The organism is Xanthomonas sontii (assembly GCF_040529055.1).
Classification (GTDB): Bacteria; Pseudomonadota; Gammaproteobacteria; order Xanthomonadales; family Xanthomonadaceae; genus Xanthomonas_A; species Xanthomonas_A sontii.
Genome location: NZ_CP132342.1, coordinates 414,226 through 434,109 on the forward strand (window position 1 = coordinate 414,226; position 19,884 = coordinate 434,109).

Genomic DNA, 19,884 nt, shown 5'->3' on the forward strand with positions numbered 1-19,884 from the left:
TGTCGGCCCATTGTAGTGCCCGGGCCGGGCCGGCGCTCAGCCGAGCGCGGCGTCCTGGTCCGCCGGGGACTGCATCCGCGCCGCCGGCGCGGCGTCCGCCATCGCCGCCTCGACCCGCGGCAACGGCGCGGCGGCGACCAGGCAGGTGCCCAGGCCGCGCTCGGAGGCGATGCGCAGGCTGCCGCCCACCGCCTCCAGCCGCTCGCGCATGCTGCTCAGCCCGGTGCCCGGCTGCAGCGCGCCGCCGCGGCCGTCGTCGCGCAGTTCCAGCAGCGCCTGGCCGCGCTCGCACCACAGCCGCAACTGCGCGTGGCTGGCACGCGCGTGGCGCTGGATGTTGGTGGCGGCCTCGCGCAGCACCAGCGCGAACACCGTCTCCAGCTGTGGGCACGGCGGCAAGGCCTCGACCTGGTAGCGGAAGGTCACCCCCGACGATTCCAGCAGCAGCTTGGCCGAGGCGATCTCCGCCGCCAGCTGCGCCGCGCGGATCCCGCTGACCGCACGCCGCACTTGGCTCAGCGCCTCGCGTGCGACCTGGCCCACTTCCTCCATCTCGCGCTGCGCCGCGGCGGCGTCATGCGCGAGCAGGCGCGTGGCCAGGTCCGACTTCAATGCCACCAGCGACAGGGTGTGGCCGAGCAGGTCGTGCAGGTCGCGACCGATGCGCTCGCGCTCGGCCACCGCCGCCAGGCGCCGCACTTCCTCGTGGCTCAGGCGCAGCTGCGCCTCGCCGCGCGCACGGCGCTCGAAGCTGATGTTCATCAGCCCCACCGACAGGCCGACCACCACCGCGCTGACCATGTACAGCGGCGACCAGCCGCGCATCGTCCAGGCCAATGCGAACGAGGCCAGCACCAGCAGCATCGCCGCCACCGCCCGCTTCGGCTCGAAGCAGAACGCCAGGAAGGCGCAGGCATAGATGATGTAGCACTGCGCGCCGGGGTTGTACGGCAGCACCACGAACGCCAGCGCCGCCATGCCGGCCACGCACCAGGGCAGGTAGCGCCGGTGGCGGTAGTAGGCCACGTAGTACAAGGCCAGGAACATCAGATAGCTGGCCAGCGTCGGCGGGAACCAGTTGTGGAAGTAGTACGGCTCGTACAGCGGAGTGACGAACAGCCAGATCGACCACACCAGCGACAGCCACACGAACCAGTGGGTGCTGGGCTTGGCCGAGCTCCAGCCGATGCGGCGGGCGATCAGCGAGTCGGGCGAGGCGTGCAGCAAGGCGATCACGTCGGGCTCCCAGGGCGGCACGGCCGCCGCAGCGCATAGCTTAGCGAAGGCGCCGGCGCGCGAAACCGCGCGGCGACGCCGGGATCGGCACGGCGCACCATCAGCCGCGACGCAGGCGCCGCTGCGCCAGTGCGTAGAACACCACCGTCACCGCCAGCAGCGCGATGACATGGCCGGCACTGCCGTGGCCGTCGCCCTGCCCGACCACGCGCAGCGCCATCTGGCCCAGGTGATAGGACGGCCACAGCGGCGCCAGCGTGGTCAGCCACGCCGGCAGCAGCTGCAGCGGGATCCACAGCCCCGACAGGAACGCCATCGGCAGGTAGATCAGGTTGACCAGCGCCGGCGCACCGCTGCCGCCGGCGTAGGCGCCCAGCGCCAGCCCGATCGCGCAGAACGGCAGCGTGCCCAGCACGTCGACCAGCAGCAACCCGATCCGCTGCGCCGGCGTCAGCATCACCCCGCCGAGCAGCGCGGCCAGCGCCTGCAGCAAGACGCCGATCGCCAGCGCAAAGGCCATCGCCAGCGCGGTGCGCGCCAGCAGCAGGGCCAGCGGCGGCACCGGCATCGCCCGCTTCAGCGCGAGCAGGCCGCGCTCGCGGTCCAGGGCCAGGCCGACGCCGAACCCGAACAGGGCCGACGCCATCACCCCGAACACGCTGTAGCTGGCCATCAGGTACACCGCCGCGTCGTGGCGCCCATGATTGAGCAGCACCCCGAACAGCAGGTAGAACAACGGCGGGAACAGCAGCGTGGGCAAGGCGAACGACGGCGTGCGCAGCCAGCGCAGCACCTCGTAGCGGATCTCGCGCAGCAGCAGCGCGCTCTGGTCGCGCAACGACCAGACAGCCGCCGGGGAAGCAACGGACAGATCGATCGGATTCATGCGGCCTCCGCACGGGTGATGGCGAGAAAGGCGTCGGCGAGGCCGGCACGGCGCACTTCCAGCGCCGTCAGCGCCGGATCGCCGGCGAGCAGCCGCGCCACCACCGGCTCGACCGGCTCGGCGACCACCTCCAGCACACCGTCGCGGCTCTCGGCGTGGCGCACCTGCGGCCACTGCGCCACCTGCGCCGCCGGCAGCGCGCTGCGGCAGCGGATGGTGCATTGTTCGAAGCGCGCACGCAGCTCGGCGACGCTGCCCTCGGCGATCAGCGTGCCGCGCTGCAGCACCGCCACCCGGTCGGCCAGCGCCTCGGCCTCTTCCAGATAGTGCGTGGTCAGCAGCACCGCGCAGCCGTCTGCGACCAGTTCGCGGATCGCCCGCCACAGGCCCTGCCGCGCCTCGATGTCCAGGCCGGTGCTGGGCTCGTCGAGGAACAGCACCCGCGGCCGCCCGCAGATCGCCATCGCGAATTGCACGCGGCGCTGCTGGCCGCCGGACAGTTGGCCGTAGCGGCGTGCCATCAACCCGTCCAACCCGGCCAGCGCCACGCAATCGGCGACGCTGCGCGGCTGCGGGTAGTAGCCGCGCGCCTGCAGCAGCAGTTCGCCCACGCGCAGGGTGTCCGGCAGCCCGGCGGTCTGCAGCATCGCCCCGGCCTGGCGGCGTGCCGCCAGCGCCCGCGGATCCTGCCCGCACAGGCGCACGCTGCCGGCGTCGGGCGTCTGCAGCCCGAGCAGCAGGCTCACCGCGGTGCTCTTGCCGGCGCCGTTGGCGCCCAGCAACGCCAGCAACTGGCCGGGCCGCAGCTGCAGGTCGACGCCGTCGAGCGCGACCAGCGTCCCGTAGCGCTTGTGGACGCCGCTGAGCTGCGCCAGCGGCAACGCATCGTGATCGGGCATGGGACACTCCGGTGGTGGCAGGGAGTGCCTAGGCTGCGCCGCGGCGGAGTCGCCGCCCAGTGCGGCGCGTCAGCTGCAGTGGATGACATCTGTCACTGGCAGCCCCCGCACGATTGCCGCATGCTGCGATCCACGCCGAGGGGCGGCGTTCTCCCGCTACAGCGCATCGCAGAAAGTGACTTCCGGCCATGCCCACAGCGGCCGGTGGCTCGCACACTGCAGCGCGCCGACCGTTTCGTTCAAGGACACGATGAGTACTTCCTCCGACCTGCTCAAGGAACTCCGTATCGACCGCAAGGCGCCGCCGAGCGAGCCGCCGTCGCGGCGCGGGCTGTGGATCGCCGTGGTGCTGCTGGTGGTGCTGCTCGCCCTGGGCGCCGGCGGCTGGTGGCTGTTCGGCCGCAGCAAGCCGCTGGAGGTGCGCACCGCCGCGGTGGTGGCGATCGCCCCCGGCAGCAGCAGCGCCTCGGTGCTGGACGCCAGCGGCTATGTGGTGGCGCGGCGCATGGCCACGGTCTCGGCCAAGATCACCGGCAAGGTCCGCGAGGTGCGCATCGAGGAAGGCATGCGCGTGGAGGAAGGCCAGGTGATGGCGACGCTGGATCCGATCGACGCCAACGCGCAACGGGTGCTGTCGGCCTCGCAGCTGGAGGCGGCGCGCAGCCTGGTCGCCAACATGCAGGCGCAGGTGCGCCAGGCCGATGCCGACGCGCAGCGGCTGCAGACCCTGGCCGGCCAGCAACTGGTCTCGCGCTCGCAGTACGAGCAGGCCGTGGCGCAGCGCGATGCCCTGCGTGCGCAGTTGCAGAACGCGCAACGCAATGTGTCTGTGGCCGGCAACCAGCTGTCGATCTCCGACCTCAACGTCGACAACACCATCGTGCGTGCGCCGTTCTCCGGCGTGGTCACCGCCAAGGCGGCGCAGCCGGGCGAGATCGTCTCGCCGCTGTCGGCCGGCGGCGGCTTCACCCGCACCGGCATCGGCACCATCGTCGACATGGATTCGCTGGAGATCGAGGTCGAGGTGGGCGAGTCCTACATCGGCCGGGTCAAGCCGGGCATGCCGGTGGAGGCCACGCTCAACGCGTATCCGGACTGGAAGATCCCGGCCGAGGTGATCGCGATCATTCCCTCCGCCGACCGCGGCAAGGCGACGGTGAAGGTGCGCGTGGCACTGAAGCAGAAGGACGCGCGGATCGTGCCGGAGATGGGCGTGCGGGTCAGTTTCCTGGAGGCGCCGCAGCCGCAGGCGCAGCACACGCCGCAGGGCGTGCGAGTGCCGGGCGCGGCGATCGTCAAGCGCGCCGGCCAGGATGTGGCGTTCGCGGTCAAGGAGGACAACACGGTCGAGCAGCGCGCGCTGAAGACCGGCATCGCCCTGGGCGACGACCGCCAGGTACTGTCCGGCCTGTCCGCCGGCGACACGGTGGTGCTGGATCCGCCAGAGGCCTTGCATGCTGGCATGCAGGTGAAGACGGCGGAGGCCGCTGCGCAGTAGCGCAACAAACAAGCACGCGCTGCGCACTGCACCAGCGCCTCGACGTCGCAGCTGTCCGATGTAGGTCAGTTTCAGCTGCGCCTGCCGCAGCCGAATCGATCAAGCTCCAGTTGTTGCTGTTGCTGTTGCTTTACCGCTGTTGCGGTTGCTTTTGCTCTACAGGGTTCCCTTCCGCAGCGGCGGATGGACCGGGGAAAAACCCGAAGGGCGGCGCACATGGATGTGCGCCGTTCGCGGCAGGGGCAGGATGCCCCTTCCGCGAATCCCCGGTCCATCCGCGGACCCGGAGCGCGTAGCGCGGAGGGCGCGAGGCAGGGCGCGCTTTCTTTTGGTTACCTTTTCTTTGCGCGAGCAAAGAAAAGTAACTCGCCCGAAAGGGCGAAAGCCTTTGCTCCAAGCTTTTGTGTCCGATGAGAAAAACTGTAGGAGCGGCGTTAGCCGCGACAAACGTAATTGGTCCATGGCTGTCGCGGCTGAAGCCGCTCCTACAATCCAGCGGTCGTCACCGTAGCAGCAAGAGCAAGAGCAAAGCTTTCGCCTTGCGGCGAGTTACTTTTCTTTGCTTGTGCAAAGAAAAGTAACCAAAAGAAAGCACACCCTGCCTACGCGCCCTCCGCGCTAACGCGCTCCGGGTCCGCGTCCAGCCCGGGGATCCGCGGAAGGGGCATCCTGCCCCTGCCGCGGACGGCGTACATCCATGTACGCCGCCCCTTCGGGGTTTTTCCCCGCGCTGGCCGCCGCTTCGGAAGGGAACCCGGCAAGTCAAAAGCAAGAACAACAGCAACGGCAGAAGCAACAGCAACAACTGCACTTGCAGCTGCAACCGCAACCGCAACCGTAAACCCCTCGCCCACCGGCGATCGCATCGCCTCCACCTCGTCCACCGCCAGGAACACCACCATGTCCACCCTCGTCACCCTGCGCAACGTCACCAAGACCTACCAGCGCGGCCCCGAGAAAGTCCAGGTCCTGCACGGCATCGACCTGGATATCGCCCGCGGCGACTTCGTCGCCCTGATGGGTCCGTCCGGCTCCGGCAAGACCACCCTGCTCAACCTGATCGGCGGGCTGGATTCGCCCAGCGGCGGCGAGATCGAGATCGAAGGCCAGCGCATCGACCGCATGAGCGGCGGGCAGCTCGCCACCTGGCGCAGCCACCACGTCGGCTTCGTGTTCCAGTTCTACAACCTGATGCCGATGCTCACCGCGCAGAAGAACGTCGAACTGCCGCTGCTACTGACCTCGCTCAGCGCCGCCCAGCGCAAGCGCAATGCCGAGATCGCGCTGACCCTGGTCGGCCTGGCCGAGCGCCGCAACCACAAGCCCAGCGAACTGTCCGGTGGCCAGCAGCAGCGCGTGGCCATCGCCCGCGCCATCGTCTCCGACCCCACCTTCCTGATCTGCGACGAACCCACCGGCGACCTCGACCGGCGTTCGGCCGAGGACGTGCTGGGCCTGCTGCAGGAACTCAACCGCAGCCACGGCAAGACCATCGTCATGGTCACCCACGATCCCAAGGCCGCCGAGTACGCCACCCACACCGTGCACCTGGACAAGGGCGAGCTGGCCGACGCGCCGGCCGCGCACTGAGCGAGGCGATGCCATGAAGTATTTTTCGTTGATCTGGGCGCAACTGTTCCGCAGCAAGACGCGGACAGTGCTGACCCTGTTCTCGGTGATCGTCGCGTTCCTGCTGTTCGGACTGCTCGACTCGGTGCGCGTCGCGTTCACCGCCGGCGGCTCGGTGGAAGGCGTCAACCGCCTGGTCGTGGCCTCGCGCCTGTCGATCACCCAGTCGCTGCCGGTGCGCCTGGAAGCGCAGATCCGCAGCGTGCCGGGCGTGCGCGACGTGACCTATGCGATGTGGTTCGGCGGCATCTACAAGGATCCCAAGGATTTCTTCCCCAACTTCTCGGTGGCGCCGAACTTCTTCGACGTGTACAGCGAGTACGAGATGCCGCCGGAGCAGCTCAAGGCGTTCCGCGACACCCGCACCGGTGCGGCGGTGGGCGAGGCGCTGGCGAAGAAGAACGGCTGGAAGGTCGGCGACGTGATCCCGCTGCAGGCCACCATCTTCCCGCGCGGCGGCAGCAACGACTGGCCGCTGGAACTGAAGGCGATCTTCCGCGCCAAGGACCGCGCCAACGTGCAGGCGGAGAACCAGTTGATGATGAACTGGAAATACTTCGACGAGAGCAACGACTACATCAAGGGCCGGGTCAGCTGGTACACGGTGCGGCTGGACAACCCCGAGCACGCCTCGCGCGTGGCGCAGGCGATCGATGCGCTGTCGGCCAACTCCGACCACGAGACCAAGTCGCAGACCGAGTCGGCATTCCAGCAGGCCTTCGTCAAGCAGTTCGCCGACATCGGCCTGATCGTCACCTCGATCATGGGCGCGGTGTTCTTCACCCTGGTGCTGCTGACCGGCAACACCATGGCGCAGGCCGTGCGCGAACGCATTCCGGAACTGGCCACGCTCAAGACCCTGGGCTTCCAGGACCGCACCGTGCTGACCCTGGTGATCGTCGAGTCGGTGCTGCTGATCGTGCTCGGCGGCCTGCTCGGCATGGCGCTGGCGGCGGCGGCGATCCCGGTGCTGGCCAGCGCCAGCCGCGGCGCACTGCCGGTGCACGCGGTGCCGCTGCAGACCTGGCTGATCGGCACGGCGCTGATGCTGGTCATCGGCGTGGTGGTCGGCCTGCTGCCGGCGCTGCGCGCGCAGCGGCTGAAGATCGTCGACGCCCTGGCCGGGCGCTGAGCCCGCCCCTTCTCTCCAGCACAGCGATGCCACGGACGGCGACGCAGACCCGAGGAACAACGCAATGAAGATGCAATGGTTATGGAACGTCCTGGCGATCGCGGCGCTGGCGCTCGGCCTGGGAATCTGGATCGCCCTGCCCTGGTTCCTGGTGCTGGCGCTGGTGGCGGTGCTCGCCGTGCTGCTGCTGGTCACCCGCAGCGGCCGGCTGTCGCTGGCCGCCGCGCGCATCGGCATCGCCAGCCTGCCGCAGCGCTGGGGCGCCAGTTCGGTGATCGTGGTCGGCATCGCCGGCGTGGTCGGCGTGCTGGTGGCGATGCTGGCGATGGGCCAAGGTTTCCAGGCCACTCTGGACAGCACCGGCGACGACACCACCGCCATCGTCCTGCGCGGCGGCTCGCAGGCCGAGACCAACTCGGTCATCACCCGCGACCAGGTGCCCTTGATCGCCAGCCTGGCCGGCGTGGCGCGCGGCGCCGACAACCGCCCGTTGGTCTCGCCGGAGTTGTCGCAGGTGGTGAACCTGCAGTCCAAGTCCGACGGCACCGACGTCAACGCGCAGTTCCGCGGCGTCGGCGAGCAGGGCTGGGCGGTGCACGACAAGGTCAAGCTCCTGCAGGGCCGTCGCTTCCAACCGGGCCTGCGCGAGATCGTGGTCGGCAAGGGCGCGCAATCGCAGTTCCGCGGCCTGCAGCTCGGCCAGACCCTGACCCTGGGCAACCAGGCCTGGACCGTGGTCGGCGTGTTCGCCAGCGGCGACGCGCACGACTCGGAGCTGTGGACCGACACCCAGACCCTGGCCACCACCTACAACCGCAGCGCCTACCAGTCGATCAGCGTGCGCACCCAGGGCCAGGACGGCTTCCGCCAGTTCAAGGCGGCGATGGACGCCGACCCGCGGCTGAAGCTGGACGTGTTCACCACCCGCGAGTACTACCGCAAGCAGGGCGGCAACCTCAGCAAGGTCCTGGAGATCCTGGGCACCTTCATCGGCACCATCATGGCGATCGGCGCGGTGTTCGGCGCGCTCAACACCATGTACGCGGCGGTCGCCACCCGTGCCCGCGAGATCGCCACGATGCGCGCACTGGGCTTCCGCGGGCTGCCGGTGGTGGTGGCGGTGATGCTGGAGACCATGCTGCTGGCGCTGCTCGGCGGCGTGCTGGGCGGGCTGATCGCCTGGGCGATCTTCAACGGCTACAGCGTCTCCACCCTGGGCAGCAACTTCAGCCAGGTGGTATTCCAGTTCAAGGTGTCCCCGCCGCTGCTGTGGACCGGGCTGAAGTGGGCGCTGGGCATCGGCCTGGTCGGCGGCCTATTCCCGGCGCTGCGCGCGGCGCGGCTGCCGATCACCACCGCCCTGCGCGCGCTGTAGCGCCAGGACTGAACGCGCCGGGCCGGGACCGCTGTCCCGGCCCGGCCCAATGGCGGCTGACGCGTCATCGTTCCGTCATCGAAACGCGGTAGAACGGCCGCCGCCGAGGCGCTAGCCTGCGCGGCCATTTGGTTCCACGCCGCCACGCCCATGTCCTCGCGCCTGCGCCTGCTGCTCGTCCTCTGCGCCAGCCTGTGGCTGAGCGCCTGCTCTTCCACCTCGCTCAGCGACCGCCTGGTCGCGCCGGGCGGCGTGTCGCCGTTGATGGACGAGGAGCGCATCCAGAGCCTGCTGGCGACCCTGCCCAACCGCAGCGGCCACGTGGTGGTGCCCGGCGGCATCCCGATCTTCTGGCGCGCCATCGACCCGGGCGACTACCACATGCGCTACCGCTACGAGCACGCCGGCCGCGATGCCAGCGGCCACGAGCACGCCGATTTCGCCATGGACGTGGCCACCCCGGCGCCCGCCTCGCACATGGCCCCGCGCGGCACCGTGGTGCTGCTGCACGGCTGGATGATGGACGGCGACTCGCTGCTGCCGTGGTCGCTGGACCTGGCCCAGGCCGGCTACCGCAGCATCAGCATCGACCTGCGCAACCACGGCCGCTCCGGCGGCGGCCCGGCCGGCTACGGCACCCGCGAGTCCGACGACGTGGTCGCGGTGATCCGCGCCCTGCGCGCCAGCGGCGAGGTGCAGGGCCCGGTGTACCTGTTCGGCGTGTCCTACGGCGCGGCCACCGCGCTGTTCGCCGCGCAGAAGCTCGGCGACCAGGTCGACGGCGTGGTCGCGATGGAATCCTTCGCCAACGCCGGCCGCGGCATCCGCGACATGATCCCGCACATGCTCGCCAGCCGCCCGCGCGGCTGGATGGCCAGCGCGGCGATGGACCTGGCGCGCTGGCGCTACGGCGGGCAGAACCTGGATGCGGTGATCGCCAACGCCAACCAGCGCCTGGCGCTGAACCTGGACCAGGTCGACGTCACCGCCGCCGCGCGCGCCGCACCGGCCTGCGTGCTGCTGCTGCACGGCAGCGCCGACCAGCACATCCCGGTGGCGCACGGCCGCCTGCTGGCGCTGGACGCCCCGCACGCGCACTACCTGGAGATGCCCGGCGAGAACCACCTGAGCCTGCCGATGCGGCTGGATCTGCTGGCGCCGACCGTGGAGGATTGGTTCGCCGACCTGCAGTCGCCGAGCCATGGCGGCCGCTGCCCACAGCCGCTGCCGCCGCGCGCGGACCCCGAGCTGCAGCTGACCGGTGGGCCGGCCGCGAGCGGTAGCCGCGGCTAAGCCGGGGGAGTCGGGAGTCGGGATTGGGGATTCGTAACAGCGGGCTGCGCTGCTTCTGCTCTTGCGAATCCCCAATCCCTAATCCCTAATCCCCGCTCGCCGCCACAAGCTCTCTCCGGCGAACAACAGCAACCCGATCCAGATCGCGGCAAAGCCGATCGCCTTGCCCGCGTCGAACGGCTCGCGGAAGAACCACACGCCCAGCAGCAGCTGCAGGCTCGGCGCGATGTACTGCAGCAGCCCCACCAGCGACAGCGGGATGCGCCGCACGCCGTAGGCGAAACCGATCAGCGGCACCGCGGTGACCACGCCGCCGAATGCCAGCAGCAGGTCGTTGCGCCAGCCCCAGCCGCCGACGAAGCCGCCGCCGTGGCCGGCCTCGCCCCACAGCACGAAGCCCAGCGCCGGCAGGAACAGGTACAGGCTCTCCACCCCCAGCCCGGCCACCGCATCCACCTGCACCAGCTTGCGCAACATGCCGTACAGCCCGAACGAGCCGGCCAGGCCCAGCGCGATCCATGGCAGCGTGCCGGCGTCGACGGTCAGCCAGGCCACGCCGAGCGCGGCGCAGGCCACCGCCAGCCACTGCAGCGGACGCAGCCGCTCGCGCAGCACCAGCACCCCGAGCAGCACGTTGACCAGCGGATTGATGAAGTAGCCCAGGCTGGTCTCGATCACATGGCCGGCATTGACCGCCCAGATGTACAGGCCCCAGTTGAAGGCGATCGCCAGGCTGCTCAGCGCCAGCGTGGCCAGCGCGCGCGGCTGCGCGGCGATGCGCCGCCACCACTGCAGGCGTGCGCTGTACACCAGCCAGGCCACCACCAGCAGCGTGCTCCAGACGATGCGGTGGGCGATGATGTGCGGCGACGGCACCGCCTGCAGCAGGTGCCAGTACACCGGCACCACGCCCCACAGCGCGAAGGTCGCCGCGGTGATCCACAGGCCGCGCCGGGCCTCCTGCGCGGCGACCGCGGTCATCGCCGGGTCCTCGCCACGGTGATCACCACCACGCCGGCCAGGATCACCGCCATCGCACCGAAATCGCTGGCGCTGAAGCGTTCGCTGCCGAGCCAACTGCCCAGCGCCACCGCGATCACCGGATTGACGTAGGCATAGCTGCCGGCCAGCGCCGGGCGTACGTTCTGCAGCAGCCACACGTAGGCGGTGAAGGCGACGATCGAGCCGAACACGCACAGGTAGGCCACCGCCAGCATCCCCTGCGTACTCGGCAGGGTGTGCAGGCGTTCGCCGCTGAGCAGGCCGATCGCCACCAGCATCACCCCGCCGCACAGCATCTGCCCGGCGGCGGCCATGAACGGCATCGGCAGGTCGCGCCCGCGCGACCACACCGAGCCGAACGCCCAGCCGACCGGCGCGATCAACAGCAGCACCAGGCCCAGCGGGCTGGCATTGAGACTGCTGCCGGCGTTGAGCCACACCACGCCGGCGAAGCCGACCACGATCCCCAACCATTCGCCGCGGCTGGCGTGGTGGCCGCGCAGCGTGCCGAACAGCGCCATCCACAGCGGCACCGAGGCCACCGCCACCGCCGCCAGTCCCGAGGACACCTGACGCTCGGCCAGCACCACCAGGCCATTGCCGCAGACCAGCATCAGCGCACCGAGCATGGCCAGCGGCCGCCACTGCGCGCGCGTGGGCGCGGGCACCCCGCGCCAGCGCAGCACCGCGTACAGCACGCTGCCGGCGATCACGAAGCGCGTGCCGGAGACCACGCTCAACGGCGGCGCGCCGCCTTCCAGGGCGAAGCGGATCGCCAGATAGGTCGAGCCCCAGACGACATAGACCAGGAACAGGGCGAGAACGACGAAGCCGCCGCGCGCAGGCGCAGCGGCGACAGGAGCAGAAGGCATCGGACGGCGCCAGAGACAGCGGGGGCGCTATTCTAGAGCACCTGGTCTGTGCGCAAGCCGCTTCATCCGCGCGTGCCGCACCGCCGCGGCGTGCAGACCACTCGTCTAGAAAGGAGTCGTGGATGACATCACACCGCACCTGGCTCGCGCTGCCCCTGCTGGCGGCGCTCAGCAGCAACAGCGCGGCACGCCCGCCTGCCGGACCCTGGGACTTGAACGGACATCAGCTGCTGGAAGCCCCGCTGGATGGCTCGCTGGCAGACGACCTGGGTCCGCAGCAACCGCAGGAACTGCGGGTCATGGTGTCCTCGCGCACGGCGGCTGCCTACATGCTCGGCATCGCGGCCGGCAGCGAGGGCGCGCGATGGTGCCGACCGGCCGGCCAGTCCGGTCCACCGGATGTGCAGGCCCTGGTCGCCGATCTCGGCGCGCTGCCCGATACGCGCCTGGACGAACGCGCCAGCGACCTGGTCGTGCAGGCCCTGGCCAAACGGTACCCCTGCAAACCCGCCAAGCCACGCCGCCCATCGCACTGAGGGCGCCGACTGCCTCGAGGTCGCGTCGGCGCGACGAGGCAGCGATGAGCCGCTGGCGCGACGATGCGTCGGGTGCCGCACGGGCATCCACACTGGCACCGCAGCCACCGCCAGCGGCGCCCGGCGCTCCACCGTGATCACCAGGCCGCGGCGCTGCAGGTCCGCGTGGGCGCGCCAACAGCCAGACCAGCAGCGCGCAGCAGATGAAGGATCTCAACCAGGTCGCGTCAGCTGCCGCCACTGCGCATGGCCGACCCGCGCCGCGCTCTGGCCGAAGAAACGAGATCGGCCTCGCGCGAGGAGTGTGCTGCTCCATGCAGTTCTGACCACTGAAGTTTCCACCGATCAGCCGACGTCCATGACAGCGCAACTGCAGCCCGCTCCGGCGCTCCGCAGCCCCCGAAAAACCTAAGAGACGGTTCAGCCGCACGGGCGTATCTGTACGCACACACACCTGCTCGCTGCGCACTGCCATGGCCATCGATACCGCACTGTCGCCGCTCGGCACCGTCACGCCTTATGGCACGTCGCCCTATGGCTTTTCCGCAGCGAGCGCCTCCAGCGGTTCGGCTCAAGCCGGCAACCCGATCGTGGTCAGCAACGATCCGGCCGCGGTGCAGCAGGCGGTGGAATTGTCCGGCGAGGCCTCGGTGATCTTCAGCCTCGGCGGCCTCGCGGGAACCACCCCGGCCGACACGGGCCTGACCTACAACGCGGCCGGGCTGTTCAACAGCATCGTCAGCGCCGGCCCCACCGATGCGGCCTCGGCCTCCTCTGCCGGCACCTCCACCTCGACCGCCGGCGCGTCAACCTCGACCGGCACCGCGCCGTATCCCACCCTCGACCAGGCCACGCAGACGTACGACCAGGGCCTGCTCGGCACCATCACCGCGCCGCCGTCGACCCCGGGCCTATACAACGCCTCCGGCGTCTTCAGCAGCCAGGGCCTGACCCCGCAGCTGTCTTCGCTGCTGCAGTCCGATCCCAGCCTCAGCGGCACGGTCACCGGCGACCTGCTCAATCAGGGCATCGTCGGCGGGTTGATCGACACCACTGCCTGAGCAGTGCGGCATGGTCGCCTGCGGCACCCGCACGCACCTGGCACGGTAGAAACGGCTTCAGGCCGCTTCTAGCGCGCGCTTTTCGCAGCCTTGCCGAACAACGCGTTGTTCTCTCGCAGATACCGTCTTCCCCCCTAGCAGGCAAGGCCCCTTTTCGGATCGAACGCCGTGCCCGATTTGAGAACCCCGTAGGCCAGGTGCAGGAGCTTGCGCATGGCGGCGCACACGATCTGCTTGCCGGTTTTGCCACGTTCGCTCAGCCGCTGTTTCAGCGCCCGGATGATCGGGTTGTGGGTCATGGCCACCAGGGCCGGCATGAACAGGCCCGCGCGCAAGCGGGGCGAGCCGGTGCGCGAGATGCAGACGTGGCCTTTGCGCTCGCCCGACTCCTGCAGGCACGGATTGAGGCCGGCGAAGGCGGTCACCGCCGAGGCATCGGCGAAGCGCCTCACATCGCCAAGCTCGGCCAGCATCAAGGCCGCGCTGGTATCGGCAATCCCCTGGATGCTCACCAGCAGCTCGCGCTGCCCACGCAAGGTCGGATCCTGGTCGATATGGTCATCGATGGCCTGCTCGATCTGGGCGATGTGGTGTTGCAGATCGGCCAGATGGACCTGGATCGAGTCCTTCACCTGGGCCGGAGCGACGTCCAGCCGGTTGCGCTCCATCTGCAGCATCTGTTGCAGATCCTGGCGCCGGCGTACCAGCGCTTTGAGCTGCTTGAGCGCCGGCGGATCAGGGGACCAACGGCGTAACTGCTCGCGGTGACGCAGGGCATAACTGGCGATCAGCTTGGCATCGCTGCGATCGGTCTTGACCCGGCTGAGTTGGCTGCGTGCGTAGGCGGCCGTCTGCGCGGGGTTGAGCACGCACACCCGATAGCCGCGTGCGTGGAGGAACTCGGCCAGCGCCTGGTGGTAGGTGCCGGTGGCCTCCATGGCGATCCAGCTATCGGGCTGGGCATGCGTCTGCAGCCATGCCTGCAGGGCCTGGAAGCCCTTGGCATCGTTGGACAACTTGGCCTTGGTACGGTGCTTGCCGTTGGTCAGCTCGATGGCCACATCGAAACTGCGTTTGGCGACGTCGATGCCGATGACGGGAGACATAGGCGATTCCTCCATCGTGTCAGGGTCATGATCGGCGCTGGGCCCAGTCCTGCCTTGTCGATGCGAGTTCACGCCTGGGGGCGGACTCTGGATACCGTTCGGACACACAAGGGCCAGCATGTGGAGGGCGGAGCCGATCTACGATGCAAGCTCGAAGCTTTAGGAGCGACTGGACCTCCCACACCTCCTCCGATGATCAGTCGGAAGACATGACGCCTGTTTAGGGGCGACATGTCCAGATACAAGGAGCGGCTTCAACCGCGACAGGCATTGCCGGTCACGCCCCGTCGCGGCTGAAGCCGCTTCTACGCGTGGCCTTGCGCCACCCGCGAAGATCTCCTTCTACCGCATCCCCAGCGCAACGCACGTATCGCCGGCCATGGCCAACGGCTCCGGCACTGCGCAGCCAACGTGCTGTGACGGCACTCGTATGTCGCTCGACCGGCGTCGCTCAGCCCGGCATCGCCGGACCACAGGCCTCGGCCGGATCGCTGTTCGCCGGCAAGGCATGCCGCTCCAAGGCATCGGCGTCGCCGCCCGCATCGCCGGCCAGCGCATCGTTGGCTGCCTGTGCCGCACCTCCCATGAACAGGGAAGCGGACAGCAGCAACATGCGCATCGGGTTCACGGTCACGACCTGGCAACAAGCGGGCCGCACAGTGTAGAGAATGGCGTCGTGCGGAGACAGCACGGCGACGCATTCGCGTGCGCGAAACCGGCCGCCGTTCAGCGCGCGGGACGATCCAGCCAGCAGGCCAGGCCCTGCGCATTGAGTTCGATGTCCATGTGCAGCACACGCTCCACACCGGCATCGTCCAGCGGACAGCCATGCAGCCGCGCCCGCTCCAGATACAGCGCGGTCAGCGCCGCGACCAGGCAGCGATGGCGGTCGGAACGGCCGTCGCAGCCGCGCGCGATCGCCACCATCGCCTCCAGTTGCTCCAGCAGTTCCGCCGCCAGTGTCTCGGCGCCCTCCACCGGACCGTAGTGGGTGAGATACAGCGTCTGCGGCGCATAGCCGAGCATGCGCTGGATCGAGGCCTGCATCGCTTCCGGCTCGAACTGCACCGGCGACGAGGTCGGAATCGCGAACGCACCGCGCGTGCTGTCCAGTTCGCGGTAGGACAGGCCGAAGGTGTCGCCACTGAACCAGCTGCGGCTGCGTGCGTCCCACACGCACAGGTGATGGCGGGCGTGCCCGGGGGTGTCGATGCACAACAGCTCTCGCCCGGCCAGCGACAGGCGATGGCCGTCCTCGGCCACCACCACGCGCTCCGCCGGTACCGGCACGATGCTGCCGTAGCTGCGCGCCATCTCCGCCTCGCCGTACACCGCGGTGGCGCCGGCGATCAGCCGCGCCGGATCGGTCATGTGCGGCGCACCGCGCGGATGCACCAGCAGACGCGCGTTCGGCAGGTGCTGCAGCAGCGCACCCGCACCGCCGGCATGGTCCAGGTGCACGTGGGTGAGGATCAGCCAGTCCACGTCGGCCGGCGCCAGACCGGCGTGCGCCAGGGCGTCCAGCAGCAACGGCACGGCATGGCTGGTGCCGCAGTCGACGAAGGCGCCGCGCCCGCTCTCCACGATCAGGTAGGCGGCATCGAACTGCGCGCGCTGGAAGCCGGTATCGACGAGATGGATGCTGGGATCGCGTGGCATGGCGCAAAGGCGTGGCGGGCGAACCTCCATTCTAGGCGGTATGGAGGATGCTGCCAGTGCCGGGCGGCAAGGGCCGGATGAGGACGAATAACGGAAACGCCGGAGACCCGACAGCCCATTGTGGGAGGGACTTCAGTCCCGACTGCATGCGGCCGGCAAACACACGCGCTTCGGATGTCGCGATGGGACGCGTCATTTGTCTGTAGGAGTCGACCGTCATGCAGCCGCGACAAGCGAAGCCGAGCGCCGCCTGACACCCTCCGTCGTCGGGACTGAAGTCCCTCCCACAATGCAATCCTCCGACAAGGCGAGTGCCGCCCTGTCGGAGCCGCTTCAGCCGCGACAGGCATTCCTAGGCGACAAGCATTCCTAGGAATGCCTGTCGCGGCTGAAGCCGACCCTAAGACGGACCGCCGCGCGAGCGCTCAGCCCGCCTCGCGCAGCCGCGCCAGCGCCGCCAGCACCGTCTCGGCCGGTGCCTCCAGGGTCACCGGCGCCGCCTGCAGCGCGTCGGCCTGTGTGGCCTGCTTGAGCGCGGCGATGGTCTGCCCGGCATCGCGCGGCGAGGCGAAGCCGCCGCTCTGCAACAGCAGCACGCCGTCGCCATCGAGCAGCTTGAAGTAGAACTGGCCGTCGGCCTCGCGGTACTGCTTGAAGCTCGGCAGCGCCTGCTTGGCCGTCGCCGCTTCGGTAGCGCCATCGGCCTGCGCCGACAGATCGCGCAGGCCCACCGCATGCCGCAACTCGGCCAGAAACGGGATCGCATAGCGTTCGCGCAGGCGCTGCGCGTTGTCGCGCAGGATCGCCTCGATGTCCTGCGGGCGCGCCATCAGCGCTTCGTAGCGCCCGCGCATCGGCGCGATCTCGGCATCGATGCGCTCAAACAGCTGCTGCTTGGCCTCGCCCCAGCCGATGCCGGCGGCGAACGCCTGCGCGAACGCGGCCGTCTCCTCGGCGCTGGCGAAGGCCTGGTACAGCTGGAACAGCGCAGAGCCCTCGGTCTCCTTCGGCTCGCCGGGCGCGCGCGAATCGGTGACGATGGCGAACACCCGCTTCTTCAGCTCCTCGCGCGGGGCGAACAGCGGAATGGTGTTGTCGTAGCTCTTGCTCATCTTGCGCCCATCCAGCCCGGGCAGCGTCGCCACCTGCTCGTCGATCAGCGCGTCGGGCAGCACGAAGTGCTCGCGGCCGTAGACGTGGTTGAAGCGCTGCGCGAAATCGCGCGCCATCTCGATGTGCTGGATCTGGTCGCGGCCCACCGGCACCTGCTGCGCCTTGAACAGCAGGATGTCGGCGGCCATCAGCACCGGATACATGAACAGGCCGGCAGTGACCCCGGCATCGTCGTCCTCGCCGTCGGCGCGGTTCTTGTCCACCGCCGCCTTATAGGCATGCGCGCGGTTGAGGATGCCCTTGCCGGCGACGCAGGTCAGGAACCAGGTCAGCTCGTTGGTCTCCGGCACGTCCGACTGGCGGTAGAACCACACCTGCGCCGGATCCAGGCCCGCCGCCAGCCAGGTCGCCGCGATCTCCAGGGTCGAGCGCTGGGTCCGCGCCGGGTCCTGCGCCTTGATCAGGCTGTGCAGATCGGCCAGGAAGAAGAAGCTCTCGATGCCGGGACGCCGGCTGGCCTGCAGCGCGGGGCGGATGGCGCCGACGTAGTTGCCAAGGTGCGGCGTGCCGGAGGTGGTGATGCCGGTGAGAACGCGGGTGGTCATGCGGAATGGACGGTCAGGGGGAAACCCGGCGAGTTTACCCGCTGCGCGACAACCCCGTTCCGGCGCGTGGTGCGTTCAATCCGGCGTCCCCGTCCTGGAGTCGCCGCGATGCACGTTCCTGCTCCGTCCCTGCCCCGCCGTTCCCGTTCCCTCGCCGTGCTCGCCTTCGCGCTGCTGTGCATCGGCGGGCTGTGCGGCTTTCGTCCATGGCCGTCGCCACCGAGCTCGGCGCCGGCGGTGCAGCTGCAGGTGATCGATCGCGATGCCGGCGAGGATCCGCTGCCCGCGCACGCCTGGCGCGGCGAGCGCTGGATCGCCGCCACGCCCGGCCACCGCTACGCGCTGCGCCTGACCAACCTGACCGGGGCGCGGGTGCTGGTGGTGCTGTCGGTGGACGGGGTCAACGCGGTCAGTGGCCAGACCGCGGCCAGCGACCAGCGCGGTTACGTGCTGGCGCCTTGGCAACAAACCGAGATCGCCGGGTGGCGCAAATCGTCCGAGGACGTGGCGCAGTTCGTGTTCACCGACCTGGAGGACAGCTATGCGGCACGCACCGGGCGCCCGCGCAACGTGGGCGTGATCGGCATGGCGGTGTTCGACGAAGCGCGGGTATGGCCCGATACCGTCCCGGGTGACGCAGGCGTCGACGCAGAGAGAGCTGCCAACGCAGCCGCGCGCGCGGCAACGCCCGGCGTCCCGGCGCCGGACGCGCTGCCTGCACCGGCAGCGGCCGCCGACGTCCCGCAACGCAGTGCGGCCGCGCCCCTCGCGGCGGCACCGTCCGCGGACGCACGGGCGTATGCGCGCGAAGGCACCTCCGCTGCCCGCGTGCAGCAGCGCCTGGGCACCGGCCACGGCGCGCGCGAATGGTCGCCTTCGCGCGTCACAGAATTCGAGCGCGCCAGCGACGTGCCGATGCAACGGACCGAGCTGCGCTACGACAGCCGCGCACGGCTGATCGCACGCGGCGTGCTGCCGCGGAACCTGCCGCCGCGGCGCGTGGCGGTTGCGCCAAGCGCGTTTCCCGGCGACTACGTGCCCGATCCGCCGGAGCGCTGAACTTCCCGCGCATGCAAAAAGCACGGGCCGCAATGCGGCCCGTGTCGACGACGCTGCGGCGGTGTGCGCCTCAGTCGTGGTATTCCTTGCCCAGGCTGTCGCGGAACGCGTGCACTTCCTTCTCGGCGCGATCGCGCGCCCAGCCGTAGCGCTCCTGCAGCTTGCCGGCCAGGTACTGGGTATTGCCTTCGGCGACGTCGAAGTCGTCGTCGGTGAGGTCGCCCCACTGCGCCTTGATCTTGCCCTTGAGCTGGGTCCACTTGCCGGCAATGATGTCTTTGTTCATGGCATCTCTCGTGATGTGTAAGCGGCGCCGTACGCCGCCCGCGCAGCATTGCGCGGCCTGCGTCGCGAACCGATCAACGCAGCGTCAGCGATGCATGAGCATCGTGAACCGTTACGCGGTGGTCGGCAGCCGCGCAAAAAAAACGGGCCGGCAAGCCGACCCGTTTCTGGTCACCGAGACGAGGCTCAGTTCTTGGCGGCGTCTTGGACCTTCTCGCCCGCCTTCTGCACGTCCTTGCCGGCACCGGCAACGGTGTTGCAACCGGCCAGCAGGCCCACCGAGAACATCGCCAGCAGCATCCACGCAAACGTACGCTTCATAGGTTCACTCCTTGCTCACTTGGTCATGGGACGCGGCACGCAGGCCGCGCGAAACTCAGCACTTGCCCGCGCTGCAATCCTTGGCGGTGTCTTCCACCTTCTCGCCCGCCTTCTGCATGTCCTTGCCGGCGCCGGCAACGGTGTTGCAGCCGGTCAGCACACCAGCGCAAAACAGGGTCAGCATCAACAGGGTGGTCAGTCGCTTCATCGGGTCGTCCTCGGCAATCGCAGGTGGTCGGGGTGGGCGGCGATAGGCGTCGCCGCGCTACCGTCTGGGGGTGAATCTGCCGTCACGACTGTGGATTTCACGTGAATGA

Annotated in this window: 20 protein-coding genes; 8 read left to right on the plus strand and 12 right to left on the minus strand. The window is 69.5% G+C overall.

The window, feature by feature from the left end; genetic code table 11:
* Positions 1-36: 36 nt before the first annotated feature.
* The 3 genes from RAB70_RS01880 to RAB70_RS01890 form a co-directional block, all read right to left on the minus strand.
* Positions 37-1,236, minus strand: a complete 1,200-nt coding sequence (locus tag RAB70_RS01880) for a sensor histidine kinase (protein WP_148829971.1) — start codon at positions 1,234-1,236, stop codon at positions 37-39.
* 100 nt (positions 1,237-1,336) lie between these two features.
* Positions 1,337-2,122 (minus strand): ABC transporter permease, encoded by a 786-nt coding sequence (locus RAB70_RS01885; protein ID WP_148829970.1) that lies wholly within the window; start codon positions 2,120-2,122, stop codon positions 1,337-1,339.
* Positions 2,119-3,021, minus strand: coding sequence for an ABC transporter ATP-binding protein (locus tag RAB70_RS01890; protein WP_148829969.1), 903 nt, complete (start codon positions 3,019-3,021; stop codon positions 2,119-2,121). Before RAB70_RS01890 ends, RAB70_RS01885 begins: the two co-directional genes overlap by 4 nt.
* A gap of 250 nt (positions 3,022-3,271) precedes the next feature.
* On the opposite strand from RAB70_RS01890, the gene RAB70_RS01895 reads away from it, so the two are divergent.
* From RAB70_RS01895 to RAB70_RS01915, 5 genes are all read left to right on the plus strand, one after another.
* The gene (locus RAB70_RS01895) at positions 3,272-4,519 is read left to right on the plus strand and encodes an efflux RND transporter periplasmic adaptor subunit (RefSeq protein ID WP_148829968.1); all 1,248 of its coding nucleotides are present in this window, start codon (positions 3,272-3,274) and stop codon (positions 4,517-4,519) included.
* 900 nt (positions 4,520-5,419) lie between these two features.
* Entirely contained in the window at positions 5,420-6,109 is a 690-nt protein-coding gene (locus tag RAB70_RS01900) for an ABC transporter ATP-binding protein (protein ID WP_017908954.1), read from the plus strand.
* A 13-nt stretch (positions 6,110-6,122) separates the two neighbouring features.
* Positions 6,123-7,280, plus strand: coding sequence for an ABC transporter permease (locus tag RAB70_RS01905; protein ID WP_148829935.1), 1,158 nt, complete (start codon positions 6,123-6,125; stop codon positions 7,278-7,280).
* A 64-nt stretch (positions 7,281-7,344) separates the two neighbouring features.
* Positions 7,345-8,655, plus strand: a complete 1,311-nt coding sequence (locus RAB70_RS01910; protein WP_017913664.1) for an ABC transporter permease — start codon at positions 7,345-7,347, stop codon at positions 8,653-8,655.
* A 150-nt stretch (positions 8,656-8,805) separates the two neighbouring features.
* Complete coding sequence (locus RAB70_RS01915; RefSeq protein ID WP_148829936.1) at positions 8,806-9,948, plus strand: alpha/beta fold hydrolase; 1,143 nt, start codon at positions 8,806-8,808, stop codon at positions 9,946-9,948.
* Between the two features lie 78 nt (positions 9,949-10,026).
* On the opposite strand, the gene rarD is transcribed toward RAB70_RS01915, so the two are convergent.
* Both rarD and yedA read right to left on the minus strand, forming a co-directional pair.
* Entirely contained in the window at positions 10,027-10,929 is a 903-nt protein-coding gene (rarD, locus tag RAB70_RS01920) for an EamA family transporter RarD (RefSeq protein WP_148829937.1), read from the minus strand.
* Positions 10,926-11,822: a drug/metabolite exporter YedA gene (yedA, locus tag RAB70_RS01925; protein WP_148829938.1), complete on the minus strand. Its 897-nt coding sequence runs from the start codon at positions 11,820-11,822 to the stop codon at positions 10,926-10,928. Before yedA ends, rarD begins: the two co-directional genes overlap by 4 nt.
* A gap of 122 nt (positions 11,823-11,944) precedes the next feature.
* Here yedA and RAB70_RS01930 point away from each other — a divergent pair, with 122 nt between their 5' ends.
* Positions 11,945-12,358 (plus strand): Rap1a/Tai family immunity protein, encoded by a 414-nt coding sequence (locus RAB70_RS01930; RefSeq protein ID WP_148829939.1) that lies wholly within the window; start codon positions 11,945-11,947, stop codon positions 12,356-12,358.
* Between the two features lie 473 nt (positions 12,359-12,831).
* A complete protein-coding gene (locus RAB70_RS01935) occupies positions 12,832-13,419 on the plus strand; it encodes a hypothetical protein (protein WP_148829940.1) in 588 nt (195 codons plus the stop codon).
* A gap of 134 nt (positions 13,420-13,553) precedes the next feature.
* On the opposite strand, the gene RAB70_RS01940 is transcribed toward RAB70_RS01935, so the two are convergent.
* From RAB70_RS01940 to RAB70_RS01955, 4 genes are all read right to left on the minus strand, one after another.
* The gene (locus tag RAB70_RS01940; protein ID WP_148829575.1) at positions 13,554-14,525 is read right to left on the minus strand and encodes an IS110 family transposase; all 972 of its coding nucleotides are present in this window, start codon (positions 14,523-14,525) and stop codon (positions 13,554-13,556) included.
* 451 nt (positions 14,526-14,976) lie between these two features.
* A complete protein-coding gene (locus RAB70_RS21310) occupies positions 14,977-15,216 on the minus strand; it encodes a peptidase (RefSeq protein WP_394686960.1) in 240 nt (79 codons plus the stop codon).
* 35 nt (positions 15,217-15,251) lie between these two features.
* A complete protein-coding gene (locus tag RAB70_RS01950) occupies positions 15,252-16,184 on the minus strand; it encodes an MBL fold metallo-hydrolase (RefSeq protein WP_148827284.1) in 933 nt (310 codons plus the stop codon).
* A gap of 425 nt (positions 16,185-16,609) precedes the next feature.
* The gene (locus RAB70_RS01955; protein WP_148827282.1) at positions 16,610-17,902 is read right to left on the minus strand and encodes a tryptophan--tRNA ligase; all 1,293 of its coding nucleotides are present in this window, start codon (positions 17,900-17,902) and stop codon (positions 16,610-16,612) included.
* 108 nt (positions 17,903-18,010) lie between these two features.
* Between RAB70_RS01955 and RAB70_RS01960 the strand changes: the two genes are divergently transcribed.
* Entirely contained in the window at positions 18,011-18,961 is a 951-nt protein-coding gene (locus RAB70_RS01960) for a hypothetical protein (protein ID WP_408068849.1), read from the plus strand.
* Positions 18,962-19,031: 70 nt separating this feature from the next.
* Here RAB70_RS01960 and RAB70_RS01965 read toward each other — a convergent pair whose 3' ends face one another.
* The 3 genes from RAB70_RS01965 to RAB70_RS01975 all read right to left on the minus strand — a co-directional run bounded on the left by RAB70_RS01965 (position 19,032) and on the right by RAB70_RS01975 (position 19,775).
* Positions 19,032-19,247: a CsbD family protein gene (locus RAB70_RS01965; RefSeq protein WP_010341025.1), complete on the minus strand. Its 216-nt coding sequence runs from the start codon at positions 19,245-19,247 to the stop codon at positions 19,032-19,034.
* Between the two features lie 185 nt (positions 19,248-19,432).
* Entirely contained in the window at positions 19,433-19,567 is a 135-nt protein-coding gene (locus RAB70_RS01970; RefSeq protein ID WP_026143575.1) for an entericidin A/B family lipoprotein, read from the minus strand.
* 55 nt (positions 19,568-19,622) lie between these two features.
* The gene (locus RAB70_RS01975) at positions 19,623-19,775 is read right to left on the minus strand and encodes an entericidin A/B family lipoprotein (RefSeq protein WP_017908941.1); all 153 of its coding nucleotides are present in this window, start codon (positions 19,773-19,775) and stop codon (positions 19,623-19,625) included.
* Between the last annotated feature and the right edge of the window lie 109 nt (positions 19,776-19,884).

What these genes read in the sequence shown, in the direction of transcription:
- RAB70_RS01885 (WP_148829970.1), bottom strand. Translation starts at nt 2,122, where the DNA reads ATGAATCCGATCGATCTGTCCGTTGCTTCCCCGGCGGCTGTCTGGTCG.
- RAB70_RS01890 (WP_148829969.1), bottom strand. Translation starts at nt 3,021, where the DNA reads ATGCCCGATCACGATGCGTTGCCGCTGGCGCAGCTCAGCGGCGTCCAC.
- RAB70_RS01895 (WP_148829968.1), top strand. Translation starts at nt 3,272, where the DNA reads ATGAGTACTTCCTCCGACCTGCTCAAGGAACTCCGTATCGACCGCAAG.
- RAB70_RS01900 (WP_017908954.1), top strand. Translation starts at nt 5,420, where the DNA reads ATGTCCACCCTCGTCACCCTGCGCAACGTCACCAAGACCTACCAGCGC.
- RAB70_RS01905 (WP_148829935.1), top strand. Translation starts at nt 6,123, where the DNA reads ATGAAGTATTTTTCGTTGATCTGGGCGCAACTGTTCCGCAGCAAGACG.
- RAB70_RS01910 (WP_017913664.1), top strand. Translation starts at nt 7,345, where the DNA reads ATGAAGATGCAATGGTTATGGAACGTCCTGGCGATCGCGGCGCTGGCG.
- RAB70_RS01915 (WP_148829936.1), top strand. Translation starts at nt 8,806, where the DNA reads ATGTCCTCGCGCCTGCGCCTGCTGCTCGTCCTCTGCGCCAGCCTGTGG.
- rarD (WP_148829937.1), bottom strand. Translation starts at nt 10,929, where the DNA reads ATGACCGCGGTCGCCGCGCAGGAGGCCCGGCGCGGCCTGTGGATCACC.
- yedA (WP_148829938.1), bottom strand. Translation starts at nt 11,822, where the DNA reads ATGCCTTCTGCTCCTGTCGCCGCTGCGCCTGCGCGCGGCGGCTTCGTC.
- RAB70_RS01930 (WP_148829939.1), top strand. Translation starts at nt 11,945, where the DNA reads ATGACATCACACCGCACCTGGCTCGCGCTGCCCCTGCTGGCGGCGCTC.
- RAB70_RS01935 (WP_148829940.1), top strand. Translation starts at nt 12,832, where the DNA reads ATGGCCATCGATACCGCACTGTCGCCGCTCGGCACCGTCACGCCTTAT.
- RAB70_RS01940 (WP_148829575.1), bottom strand. Translation starts at nt 14,525, where the DNA reads ATGTCTCCCGTCATCGGCATCGACGTCGCCAAACGCAGTTTCGATGTG.
- RAB70_RS01950 (WP_148827284.1), bottom strand. Translation starts at nt 16,184, where the DNA reads ATGCCACGCGATCCCAGCATCCATCTCGTCGATACCGGCTTCCAGCGC.
- RAB70_RS01955 (WP_148827282.1), bottom strand. Translation starts at nt 17,902, where the DNA reads ATGACCACCCGCGTTCTCACCGGCATCACCACCTCCGGCACGCCGCAC.
- RAB70_RS01960 (WP_408068849.1), top strand. Translation starts at nt 18,011, where the DNA reads ATGCACGTTCCTGCTCCGTCCCTGCCCCGCCGTTCCCGTTCCCTCGCC.
- RAB70_RS01965 (WP_010341025.1), bottom strand. Translation starts at nt 19,247, where the DNA reads ATGAACAAAGACATCATTGCCGGCAAGTGGACCCAGCTCAAGGGCAAG.
- RAB70_RS01970 (WP_026143575.1), bottom strand. Translation starts at nt 19,567, where the DNA reads ATGAAGCGTACGTTTGCGTGGATGCTGCTGGCGATGTTCTCGGTGGGC.
- RAB70_RS01975 (WP_017908941.1), bottom strand. Translation starts at nt 19,775, where the DNA reads ATGAAGCGACTGACCACCCTGTTGATGCTGACCCTGTTTTGCGCTGGT.